Source organism: Bacteroides sp. AM16-24 (genome assembly GCF_003471885.1).
Lineage (GTDB): Bacteria > Bacteroidota > Bacteroidia > Bacteroidales > Bacteroidaceae > Bacteroides.
The window spans coordinates 186,925-197,748 of the sequence record NZ_QRKI01000011.1 but is presented as its reverse complement, the minus strand read 5'-3'; the positions used below and the strand labels follow the sequence as shown (position 1 = coordinate 197,748).

Annotated in this window: 12 protein-coding genes; 9 read left to right on the top strand and 3 right to left on the bottom strand. The window is 43.8% G+C overall.

All coding sequences use genetic code 11. The annotated features are described in order from the left end of the window. Positions 1 to 480: 480 nt before the first annotated feature. The 4 genes from DW182_RS14255 (at position 481) to DW182_RS14240 (ending at position 3,908) form a co-directional block, all read left to right on the top strand. Positions 481 to 726, top strand: coding sequence for an AlpA family transcriptional regulator (locus DW182_RS14255; protein WP_118113047.1), 246 nt, complete (start codon positions 481 to 483; stop codon positions 724 to 726). Continuing rightward, complete coding sequence (locus DW182_RS14250) at positions 707 to 1,456, top strand: MarR family transcriptional regulator (protein ID WP_118295920.1); 750 nt, start codon at positions 707 to 709, stop codon at positions 1,454 to 1,456. Before DW182_RS14255 ends, DW182_RS14250 begins: the two co-directional genes overlap by 20 nt. After that, positions 1,450 to 2,055 carry a hypothetical protein gene (locus DW182_RS14245; protein ID WP_118295919.1) on the top strand — a complete coding sequence of 202 codons (606 nt, stop codon included), beginning with the start codon at positions 1,450 to 1,452 and terminating at the stop codon, positions 2,053 to 2,055. The genes DW182_RS14250 and DW182_RS14245 overlap by 7 nt, the downstream gene beginning before the upstream one ends. Before the next feature lie 302 nt (positions 2,056 to 2,357). Then, the gene (locus DW182_RS14240; protein WP_118295927.1) at positions 2,358 to 3,908 is read left to right on the top strand and encodes a mobilization protein; all 1,551 of its coding nucleotides are present in this window, start codon (positions 2,358 to 2,360) and stop codon (positions 3,906 to 3,908) included. A gap of 102 nt (positions 3,909 to 4,010) precedes the next feature. Here the strand turns inward: DW182_RS14240 and DW182_RS14235 are convergent, their stop codons facing one another. After that, the gene (locus DW182_RS14235) at positions 4,011 to 4,574 is read right to left on the bottom strand and encodes a Crp/Fnr family transcriptional regulator (RefSeq protein ID WP_118295918.1); all 564 of its coding nucleotides are present in this window, start codon (positions 4,572 to 4,574) and stop codon (positions 4,011 to 4,013) included. Positions 4,575 to 4,734: 160 nt separating this feature from the next. Here DW182_RS14235 and DW182_RS14230 point away from each other — a divergent pair, with 160 nt between their 5' ends. Genes DW182_RS14230 through DW182_RS14220 form a run of 3 tightly spaced genes read left to right on the top strand, consistent with a single transcriptional unit; the run spans position 4,735 to position 6,745 of the window. Continuing rightward, positions 4,735 to 5,061 (top strand): multidrug efflux SMR transporter, encoded by a 327-nt coding sequence (locus DW182_RS14230; RefSeq protein ID WP_118295917.1) that lies wholly within the window; start codon positions 4,735 to 4,737, stop codon positions 5,059 to 5,061. A 13-nt stretch (positions 5,062 to 5,074) separates the two neighbouring features. Continuing rightward, positions 5,075 to 6,268 carry an MFS transporter gene (locus DW182_RS14225; RefSeq protein WP_118295916.1) on the top strand — a complete coding sequence of 398 codons (1,194 nt, stop codon included), beginning with the start codon at positions 5,075 to 5,077 and terminating at the stop codon, positions 6,266 to 6,268. Positions 6,269 to 6,298: 30 nt separating this feature from the next. After that, entirely contained in the window at positions 6,299 to 6,745 is a 447-nt protein-coding gene (locus DW182_RS14220; protein ID WP_118931239.1) for a hypothetical protein, read from the top strand. Positions 6,746 to 6,934: 189 nt separating this feature from the next. Here DW182_RS14220 and DW182_RS14210 read toward each other — a convergent pair whose 3' ends face one another. Then, positions 6,935 to 8,110: a site-specific integrase gene (locus tag DW182_RS14210; protein WP_118295913.1), complete on the bottom strand. Its 1,176-nt coding sequence runs from the start codon at positions 8,108 to 8,110 to the stop codon at positions 6,935 to 6,937. A 480-nt stretch (positions 8,111 to 8,590) separates the two neighbouring features. Continuing rightward, complete coding sequence (locus DW182_RS14205; RefSeq protein ID WP_055217598.1) at positions 8,591 to 9,430, bottom strand: AraC family transcriptional regulator; 840 nt, start codon at positions 9,428 to 9,430, stop codon at positions 8,591 to 8,593. A 127-nt stretch (positions 9,431 to 9,557) separates the two neighbouring features. On the opposite strand from DW182_RS14205, the gene DW182_RS14200 reads away from it, so the two are divergent. Next, entirely contained in the window at positions 9,558 to 10,166 is a 609-nt protein-coding gene (locus DW182_RS14200) for a sugar O-acetyltransferase (protein ID WP_055217599.1), read from the top strand. Then, entirely contained in the window at positions 10,159 to 10,803 is a 645-nt protein-coding gene (locus DW182_RS14195; RefSeq protein ID WP_118295912.1) for an HAD family hydrolase, read from the top strand. Before DW182_RS14200 ends, DW182_RS14195 begins: the two co-directional genes overlap by 8 nt. Positions 10,804 to 10,824 lie beyond the last annotated feature (21 nt).

The following is a 10,824-nucleotide window of genomic DNA, read 5'->3' as shown; positions in this document are numbered from 1 at the left end:
TGGTATCCGAATTGAGCCTTTTTTTATTGGCGGAATATCAAGCGTTATCTTTTCATTATCAGAGTCTTCCGATATTCAGTTGCAGCGTTCTATTTGAGTGAGTAACACAATGTGGTAACACATATTCATAAACTCACATGACGGACTCTCTTTGTCCGTCTTCTTTGCAAAGATAATGTTTCCTTTTGAAACAAAACCCATTTTATGTGGCTATTTTTCTTCTACTTTCTTTTTGGTCGGCAATGGTCATTCCTTCTCTCCGTAAATTATAGTCTCTCCTATTTCTCCTGTAACTAATTGAAATATAGCGTTAGAGTATGAAAGTGAGTATGAAATCGCCTTCATATAATAATAAGCGTTAAGTTTCAGCCTTTAGTTATTTTGAAATTTGTTTTGCTCATGACCAGCTCTGTACCTTTGTGTCACTTCCTGATTGAAGGTACCACAATCGGAAGGGATTTAACTCTAAAAAAATAAGACATGAAGCAGGAAAATTATATCAAAGTAGTGAAGGATGTAGTTCAACGTATGGAAAGGCATACCGATGTGGTGATGAATGTGAAGCAGGTAGCAGAATATTTAGGTCTGTCGGTTGATGCAGTGCGTAAGCGTTGCCAGCGTAAACAGTTGCCCTGTCATCTCAATGCCAAGCATCTCTATTTTAGTAAGTTGGAAGTGGATGCAGCCCTACTTAATCGCAAACGGCATGGAAGCGAATCCTTTTGATTACATGAAGCAGTTCTGGCGAGAGAATGAAGTACAGATGTTTTCAGCAAAAGAAACTCAACTGTATTTCTTTTTCCTGTCGGAGTCCAATCGCCTGTATTGGCGCAATCCTTTTGGATGCAGCACGCAGCGAATAACCAATAATCTCGGCATCAGTCGTCAAACGCTCTGCCGGTTGAGGAAAAAACTGCAAGACCGTGGACTTATTACTTACGAAGAGGGAAAGAACAATTCTATAGTACCCTGCTATGGATTACTGATAAAGTCGAAAGATTCGATAATGCAGAATGTGACTATAAATGGAACACAGAATGGAACCGTGGATGTGACATCATGTGAGACCGCAGACGGAACTATTATAAAGACACTTAAGACTACAGACAATGAATCTACTATCTCTATGGAAGAACTTTTTCCTTTGGACAGGCTACAAAATATTTTATATGATGATAGGGAATGGATAATGCGTATAAAAGAATATCTCGGCAAACAGGGAATCAAACTGGATGAAACAAACATAGGGAAGAGACTTGAAGATTTTTTCCTCTACCTGCAAACAGGCGGTACAAAACTTAAATCAATAACCGATACGCAAAAGCATTTTGTGAATTGGCTGATGAAAAAAGAATGTAGCAGAGTAAACAAGCAGAAGCCATTGTCGCCTCAGCAAGTGGGAGTTAAATTGACAGAAGATAATCCGAACAAATTCAAAAACATATCAGGATGGTAAACACAAATTCAAACGACATGATAGACTTCAGTGCATCAGTGCGCAATTTCGCGGAACGGAAAATATGCCTGCAACCACAACGGCTGCAAATTCATCTACCCAACGCAAAAGAGGTGCTGAATGCAGGGCTGCAACATTTCTTAGGCGGTGATTACAAATGGCAACCAGAATATGATAAGGTGGCAGACTGGTTAACTGACAACAAAGGGCTTGGACTGTTCTGTATGGGCAACTGCGGTAGGGGAAAGACCACCATTTGCTTACAGATACTTCCATGCATCATGCAACACTATCTTCACAAAATTATGGCAATGTGTTTGGCGCGTGAGATGAATCGACATTACACCGAAGTGATGCAGAACCGTTTACTTATCATTGACGATGTAGGGCGTGAGGAACCGTTTCAAGAATACGGCAACCGTTTCAACGTGTTCCCTGATTTCGTGGATGATTGCGAACGCAGAGGCAAATTTCTAATTGCAAATACCAACTGCACCAAAGAACAACTGGCAGAAAAATATGGAGAACGCACCCTTTCCAGATTGAAGGCAACTACCCGGCTGGTGGTGTTTGCAGGAGAGGATTTGCGGCATGGATAAATACTGGGCTTGCCCAGATATAGCCCACTATAACTACACGCTTCGCTTCCGTAGTTGTGGGCTCTCCCGAGGGGCTGGGCTTTGCCCCGTCCCACTTATGGCTCTGCCCTAAGAACCCGGTCGGAGGCTGTCAGCCCCCAACACCCCTGACCAAAGAGTGACCCTCTCTTTGGAAACTCCGCTCAGAGGTCTCGACCCCTGAGAACCCCGAGCAGGAAGTGACCCTCTCCCTGCACCCTCCGATTAAGGCTCCGCCCTAATGACCCTTTTCCTATTGTAAATCTGTAAACATCATCATGCCTATGGCACAGAAGACATCAATCAACATCAAGCCCTGCAACATCGGAAGCAGCGAGGCGCACAACAGGCGGACAGTGGAATACCTCGCCCATATCGGCAAGGAAAAGTTCTATGTCCGCACCGACCTCATGGCGGCAAACGAGACATGGGTAGCACCTGATTTCGGCGGCACATCCCTGTCGGAACGCTACAATCAGATAGCCGCGATGGTAAAGGAAAAGACAGGTCGGGCGATGCAAACCAAAGACCGGGAGCGTATGAACAAGAAGACCGGGAAGGTGACCATCGTGCGCGGCAGCACTCCGCTCAAAGAGGGTGTCGTGGTAATCAAGGATGATACCACGCTGGAGCAGTTGCAGCATTTCTGCGAGGTGTGCAAGGAGCGGTGGGGAATCACCGCACTGCAAATCTTCATCCACCGTGACGAAGGGCATTACGGCACTCCCGGAGAGACCGGCACATGGAAGCCCAACCTTCACGCCCATATCGTATGGGACTGGATGAACCACGACACCGGCAAATCCTGCAAGCTGGACGAGAAAGCCATGAGCGACATGCAGACGCTTTTGGCTGAGTGTCTTGACATGGAAAGGGGCAGCTCAAAGGAGCAGACGGGAAAGGAGCATCTTGAACGCGCTGACTTCATTCTTGCCAAGCAGAAGCAGGAAGCCGAACAGGTAAAGGCGGAAAAGGAAGCAGCCGAAGCCGACAGGGATGCCGCGATCCGTGAAACGGACAATGCCAAATCCGAACATGAAAAACTCCAGATCGGGAACGAGGAGAAGCAGCGGCGCAGCGCGGAACTTGACAGCGAAATCGCCGAAAAGGAGGAACGCGCGAGAGAGGTTGACCGGGAGAACACGGACAGCATAAAGTCCGGCATCGCCAACCTTTTCGGCAAAGGCAAGTACGCAGCCATTGAGCAGGAGAACGAGAGACTGAAAGCCGAGAATGAGCATATCAAAGAATCTTTCCCCGATGCCGTCAGGAAAGAGGTGGCGAAACGGACGAAGGCACTGACCGAGGCGAAGCGTGCGGTCGAACTGGAGCGGGACAGTGCCATGGCAATCGCTGACACTTATGAATCCGAGAGGGACACGGCTCTGCGACAGCTTCAGGAGCAGAAGACCGGGGAGCAGCACCGCATCAGCATGGCGGTGAGCCGGACAACGGCGGAGAAGGACAAGACCATAGAGCGGTTGCAGGGTGAACTGAAATCGAGCCGGGATATTCTGAATATCATCGCAGATATTCTCTACAAGGCAAGCGAGGTGTTCAGGCGAGCCGTTGAAGCGATTATCCATTTCGCCACGGAGCGGTACAAGTCTATCTTCTCTCCCTCTGAAGCCGCCGACATCAAGAGCGTGATGCAGAGCTACGGCGAGACCACCGAGCAGCAGAAAGCGGTCGGCGCATGGCTCTGTGACTATGCGGAACACCGACAGCCCTTTGATGAAATAAAACATCGCCATACACTCAACGAGGTTGGCGATGTCGCGGAAGGTCGGTATGATTGGAGGATTGATAGAGGACGAGGAGGAGTCAGCCTGTAATCCTTTTTTCACAATCCTCTTTTCAAAATAGTGCTTGGGAAGCATATATTTTGGCTTCTTTGTAGCACTTTTGATATTTATGCTTTGACTGTTTGCTCGAAGTTATCTTACTTTTGCCCTAATCCGGCTCAGACTTGCCTGCGTTACGCCTAAATAGGTGGCGATACTTCCCAACGGCAATCGCTGTAACAAATCTGGTTCTTTCTCCAATAGCTCCTTATACCGTTCCGAAGCGATAGCGGACAACATAGAAATCAGCCGTTCCTCAGTGGCAAGCAGCTCCATCTCCGCATAACGCCGTCCCCAATTGGCGATGTGCAAGTCTTCCGAAAACAACTCTTTCAGTTTTTTCCTTTTCAATACATATAAGACGGAATCTTCCATCAATTCCATTGTTTCATATCCCGGCTCGTCATTTACATAGCCTTTCATAGAAACAAGGGTCGCTCCCTCTTTGCCGACCCAAAAAGTAATTTCTTTCCCATCCACCGAAGTATAGGCACGGACAATGCCTTGTTTAATGAAAAAGATGTCTTTCTCTACCTTGCCGCATTCCAATACTCGGAATCCTTTGGGATATGAGACTTCCGTCAGGCATTGTCGCAACCTGTCCAAAGATGCGTCCGGCATGGCATATCTTTGGTTGATGATTTCCTTTATATCCATAGTTCATTGCTGTTGTTAGTGTGCAAAATTATAAAATAGCATATGGAAACGAGAATAAACAGATGTTTTTTGTCAAATGAAAAGTCTGTTTTTGCCAAATGCAAAAAGCTATTAGGGATTGCTTATTTATTTTTGCGCCCGAATTTAATAAATCATAGGTATGAATTGGATAATCTTATTATTGGCAGGATTGTTTGAGGTGAGCCTCACATTCTGTTTAGGGAAAACGAGAGCGGCATCAGGAGTTGAATTTTATTTGTGGGGAAGCGGTTTCCTTGTCTCTACCGTACTGAGCATGGCTTTGCTTGCCAAAGCAGTACAGACTTTGCCTTTGGGAACTGCGTACGCCATTTGGACGGGAATCGGAGCGGTTGGTACGGTTTTGATTGGGATATTCGTTTTCAAGGAACCTGCCACTCCCATACGGCTTTTCTTCCTCTTCACGCTCATTGCATCCTTGATAGGATTGAAAGTCGTGTCATACTGAAAGGAGGTGACAAATGAAGTATGAATTAAGGGAAAACCAAGGCATTCCGGTACCTCTGCTGGCTCTGATGGCAGTTGCTACCGGACTTTCCGTTGCCAACTGCTACTACAACCAACCTTTGTTGGGTAGCATGGCAAAAGATTTCACGGTAAACGACTTTTCTGCTAGCATGGTAGCGACACTGACACAGATAGGCTATGTGACCGGACTTGTGTTTGTCATCCCGCTTGGTGATTTGGTCTCACGAAAGAAGCTGATATTGACCAATTATATCATATCTTCGTGCGCCTTGCTTGCCATAGCCCTTGCCCCGAACATCTATTGGGTGTGGGGCGCATCATTGCTTGCCGGCGCATCTTCGGTTATGCCACAATTTTTCATTCCGTTAGTATCTTACTATTCACCCCCTGCGCACAAGGTGCGTAACGTAGGGATTATACAATCTTGCCTGCTCATAGGCATTCTTGGTTCACGGGTATTCAGTGGCTTTCTGGCTGACGTATGGGGATGGCGTTCCGTCTATTTTGTGGCTTGCTTGTTTATGCTCGGATGCTTCCTGATGATTCACAGGATGCTACCCATGCTGTCTGCCAGTTCTCAAGAAAGTTATGCAAGGTTGATGAAATCTTTGTTGCGCCTGCTCTCCCAATACCCGTACTTGCGTATAGCATCGCTGAGGGCGGCATTGGCATATGGCTCGTTCTTCGCTTTGTGGAGTTGCCTTGCTTTTCGGATGAAACAGGAACCTTTTTTTGCTAGCGACGACATTATCGGAGCACTCGGTTTGTGTGGACTGGCAGGTGCATCCGCGGTGGTTTTCATCAGCGGCTACGTCCAAAAGTATGGTGCGAGGTTCTTCTCTATTGCCGGAGGATGTGTAGTGTTGGCTGCATGGATACTGGCATTTTGGGGGAATGACAGCTATTTGTGGATAATAATTGCTATCTTGCTGATTGATGCTGGTATGCAATGCATCCATTTGTCGAATCAAACCAGCGTAGTCGCCCTTGACGCATCTGCCATCAATCGTATCAATACCGTTTATATGACCATTTACTTTTTGGGTGGTTCTGCCGGTACATTCGTTTCCGGTCTGTCTTGGCAGCATTATGGGTGGACAGGTGTAGTATGCACGGGAATATTTTTCATAGTGGCTTCTCTCCTTGTCAATTGCTCAAAACAAAAAGTTGATCCGGCTGGAATGTAACATATTCATTTTATAAATAAATTCGCTCCAGTGAAAATCGTATTTGTGTGTACCGGTAATGCAAGCCGCTCGGCAGTTGCCGAGGTCATTTTGAGAAAAATGATTCAAGAAAAGAATCTTGAGGACATTGAGGTGTCGTCATGTGGAACAGATGTTCCATACGGACAAGAACGTGAAGGAATCATGTGTCAAATAGCGGCGGAGCATGGATATTCGATGGGTGGTAAGGCTGTGATGATAACTGCGGAATTGGTTAATGCAGCAGACCGAATCATTGTTATGACAAGGCAACATAAGACCGAAGTGATACGGTTATTGGATCCATCACATTGGAATTGTATCGCATTATTTAACGACATCTGTTTCGGAGAATCTTCAGACCTCCCGGATCCTCACTATCAGTCAGCACAGGTATATTACACATGCTTCAATACCATCGAGAAAGGATGTAGGGAGATAGTCAGGAAATTGAAATAATCGAACCCTTGTCACCATCTTTAAGTTGTTTTCCGGGAGTTAATGTACCCGGCTTGTTTCTTGGACTGTATATAATATTGATTTTCAGCAGTAGTAAGAAATTCCTTGACAATTGATTATCGTTAATTTGCCATCTGCATAAATAGCAAACAAAAAGGAGATGTTTTTCATCATCTCCCTTTTGAATTTTTACTTCCACGCTCTGAACATCTTATCCCCAATATTCTGCGACACATATTGCATCGGCAGCTTTGCATAGATTTCAGTTGTCTTTATTGAGGTATGTCCCATCATAAATTGTAACACTTCTTTGGATATACCCTGTCCGAGAGCCACCGTACAGGCAAATGTATGGCGGGCAATATGTGTGGTTAAGGGGAAAGAACAATCAAGAGCCAAACCGATGCCTTTGAGGAACTGGTTGTATTTCTGATTGGAGGTAATCTCCATCTTGTAATTGTTGCGTTCCAATATCTTTCGTGTGATTGGCAGGACTGGAGTAACAAACTCGTTTCCAGTCTTTATACGATGTCCGTCAATGTAATCTTTGCCGTCAAGAGTGACAATGTGCTTTTCATAATCGAATGATTTGGCATCGCTATATGCCATGCCTGTAAAAGTCTGGAAGAGAAAGAAGTCAAGATACCTGTTCATTACGGCATCCGTGCTTTCTTCCCGCATCCGGATTAGCTTTTTCACTTGTGCTTCGGTGAGGTGAGGACGGTCGCTTTTCTCCCCACGTTTATCTTGAAAACGCTCGTATGGATTTTCCTTGATAAGTCCGAGACGGAAAGCTTCAGCTACATACGACTTAAACCGTTTGTGATAGTTGTGGATGGCAGCCTGGCTTCTTATGATTGGCTTCCCTTTCATCGTACAGGTTTGCTCCTCCCTTATGAAAAGGTCGAACTGATAGATATGTTGCAAGGTTACATCATCGAAGGTCTTGAACTTTCCGAATCGTTCAAGTGCTTTGTATGTGGTTAAATGTCCTTTTCGAGTTCCTTCGCGAAGCGGACGATTATTGATACGTTCCCTGAGCCATGCCATAAAGTTACGGCGATTGCCACCGTCTGCACTTAGGTATGTCTTGAATTGGGCGATAGTCATGTCATCCTTGTTCACCTGCATGGCTATAAGGATATGCTCGAACTCTGTTACTTTCTTTTGGATTTCCTCATTGATAACAACGGCACGCAGATGATTAACCACCATTCCATTCTCCCATTGGTCGAGGGTGACATTGTGCCCTGAATGGAAATAGCAGCGTTCTCTCTGTAAGCAAACAACGATTTCAATAGCTCCTGCCACGGTTGTTGTGGCTTTCTTCTTCCGGTTGAAGAATAATCTTACATACTTACTCATAATGGTAACACATTTGTGAGATTGGTAACACAGCTACGGTAACACAAAAACCGTCCCGAGGGGGCTTTTTACGTCCAAGTGTGTCGCTTTTTCTCGTTTTTTTTGATGGTGTTACCACCTTATATACTGCCTCAAAAGAAAAGATAACTGACTGAGCATCAGAAGCAGTGAATGTCTTTGAAAATAAAAGGCCTTCATTGCTGAAGACCTTCCTTTGGTGATCCGCCTGGGTTATGAACCAAACGTTATTTCTTCCTCAATATCAGTGCTTTCAGAAATTTCGACTTTGCATCCGTCACGCTTTAGTCCTTAAAAACTGTCTGCTGTTGTCCGGTGTCTGTCTGCCAACATCTTGGGTTCAAATGTACGCATTATTTTTGGATTATGCAAACCGTTGAAAATAAACATTCTAAGGTTAGTGCAAGGTGCAAGCTATATATATAGATATATACTTGCACCTTGCACTAAAAAATAGCCCTATTAAATCCGATACTTCTTCCTAAAATCAGTTGGATTGCAATCTTTGTATTTCTTGAATAGCTTGTTCAAATGGCTTTCATCTGTAAATCCAAGTTCTTCTACTATTTCACTAATTCTCATTTCGCTGTGTAGAAGACGGCTTTCCACCATTTGCATTTTATAATTGAATATATATTGCTGCATGGTTTCATTGGTCTGCTTTTTGAAATATCTCCCAAGATAATTGGGGGAAATGCCGAAATGTTGGCTTATCGTTTTGGCTTTTATCTTCTCGGGATAGCAAATATTCGACTGGATGTATTGCAATATGTTCAGTGACTTTTCTTCTGAATTCTCGTCTATCTGTTCAGGTAGGAACAAAGCAATGTTACGGGCGACAACAATCACGATTGTATTGATTAGCTGCGTAATAATTTCACTGCTATATATCTTTTTGTTCAAGTATTCACGAACAATCGCTTCTATCATAGGTTTTACCAGCAACTTGTCGGTTTGGTTGCGTAAGATACAGCCGGGGCGATGATTGGCGTGTTGTAATATAAACTCTAACCGTTGGATATTTTCCGCACCGAAGACTGCTGAATGAATATAGATGTCATTGAATTTTATATAAACAAACTTTGTGGTAGTATGAATGTCGAACGAATGTATATCGCCGGGAGTAATCATAAAAAGATGTCCGTCATGATAAGGAAACCTATTATTGTTTATCCACTGAACACCTGTACCTGATAGAATATAGACCAATTCAAAGAACGTATGGTCATGTTCCTTTAATTGCGACTCGTCCAGTTCACTGAAACTAATTTCAAACGGTTGGTGTAGATTTTCCCTGTTCATTTTATGTAATCTGCTATTTAGGTGTAAAGATACAAATAAAGAGAAAAAGAATACAGATTTTATTTTATAAATATGTATAACTTTGCCACAAATAGAAAGATAGTAGTAACTTTTATCATGAGTAGGTATGAAAACAGAATTGGAAAAATGCTTGTCGGGCGAATGGTACGATTGTCATGCTCCCGTCTTTATGGAGTTTAAAAGAAAGACGTATGAATTGTTGCTGAAATACAATTCATTGCCGTATGATTGTAAAGAGGAAAAGTATGCATTATTGAAAGAAATGTTTGAAAGCGTTGGCGAAAAGGTTTCGGTAGGGCATTTTTTTATATGTGATTATGGTTGTAATATCCGTATAGGAAGCAATGTCAGCATAAACACCGGATGTACCTTTGTGGATTGCAACAAAATCACAATCGGAAACAATGTATTGATAGCTCCAAATGTACAAATCTATACGGCTACTCATCCGGTGGAACTGAACGAACGTTTAGAACCCGTAGAAAAACAAAATGGTATAGAATATATTCGCCACACGTATGCTTTGCCCGTAACCATTGAGGATGGCTGCTGGATTGGTGGCGGTGTTATCATCCTGCCGGGTGTTACCATTGGTCGGGGAAGTGTCATCGGGGCGGGAAGTGTTGTCACTAAATCCGTTCCGTCAAATAGTCTTGCCATAGGAAATCCATGTAGGGTAATTCGGAAAATCAATACTTCGCATAGCCATGATTAAATTAGTCGCTTTTGATTTGGATGGTACAATAGGCGATACCTTGCCGATGTGCATACAGGCTTTTAAGGAAGCCACACAACCCTATGCCGGACGTGAATTGTCGGACGAGGAAGTAGTACAGACATTTGGACTGAATGAAGAAGGCATGATAAGATGTGTGGTTGATGAAGCATATCAGCAACAGGCGTTGCACGATTTTTATCTAATCTATAAAACATTACATAAAACAATGTGCCCGGAACCTTTTGAGGGAATACGTGAACTGATAACCTTATTGAAGCAAAATGGCATTATAGTAGTGCTTATTACCGGTAAGGGAGCGAAAAGTTGCGATATAACACTGCGGCAATTCAGTATGGAAAGTTGCTTTGCAAAGGCCGTTACTGGAAATGCGGAAAGAAATATCAAATCGGAAGCGTTGGAAGAATTGCTGCATACTTATCATTTGTCAGCAGATGAAATCGTGTATATTGGAGATACGGTTTCGGATATAAAAGAGTGTCAGAAAGCGAATGTGAAATGTTTGTCTGCCGCATGGAGTATTTCACAAAGCGAAACATTAGAAAGTCATAATGCTAAGAATGTGTTCTATTCTATATCGTCCATGTCCGGCTTTCTCTTATCTCGAATAAGATAAATATTTGATTGTTAATTATAG

Coding starts and splice junctions, on each gene's coding strand:
- DW182_RS14245 (WP_118295919.1), top strand. CDS start 1,450: ATGGTAAACACAAATTCAAACGACATGATAGACTTCAGTGCATCAGTG.
- DW182_RS14205 (WP_055217598.1), bottom strand. CDS start 9,430: ATGAACAGGGAAAATCTACACCAACCGTTTGAAATTAGTTTCAGTGAA.
- DW182_RS14230 (WP_118295917.1), top strand. CDS start 4,735: ATGAATTGGATAATCTTATTATTGGCAGGATTGTTTGAGGTGAGCCTC.
- DW182_RS14225 (WP_118295916.1), top strand. CDS start 5,075: ATGAAGTATGAATTAAGGGAAAACCAAGGCATTCCGGTACCTCTGCTG.
- DW182_RS14195 (WP_118295912.1), top strand. CDS start 10,159: ATGATTAAATTAGTCGCTTTTGATTTGGATGGTACAATAGGCGATACC.
- DW182_RS14240 (WP_118295927.1), top strand. CDS start 2,358: ATGGCACAGAAGACATCAATCAACATCAAGCCCTGCAACATCGGAAGC.
- DW182_RS14200 (WP_055217599.1), top strand. CDS start 9,558: ATGAAAACAGAATTGGAAAAATGCTTGTCGGGCGAATGGTACGATTGT.
- DW182_RS14235 (WP_118295918.1), bottom strand. CDS start 4,574: ATGGATATAAAGGAAATCATCAACCAAAGATATGCCATGCCGGACGCA.
- DW182_RS14210 (WP_118295913.1), bottom strand. CDS start 8,110: ATGAGTAAGTATGTAAGATTATTCTTCAACCGGAAGAAGAAAGCCACA.
- DW182_RS14255 (WP_118113047.1), top strand. CDS start 481: ATGAAGCAGGAAAATTATATCAAAGTAGTGAAGGATGTAGTTCAACGT.
- DW182_RS14250 (WP_118295920.1), top strand. CDS start 707: ATGGAAGCGAATCCTTTTGATTACATGAAGCAGTTCTGGCGAGAGAAT.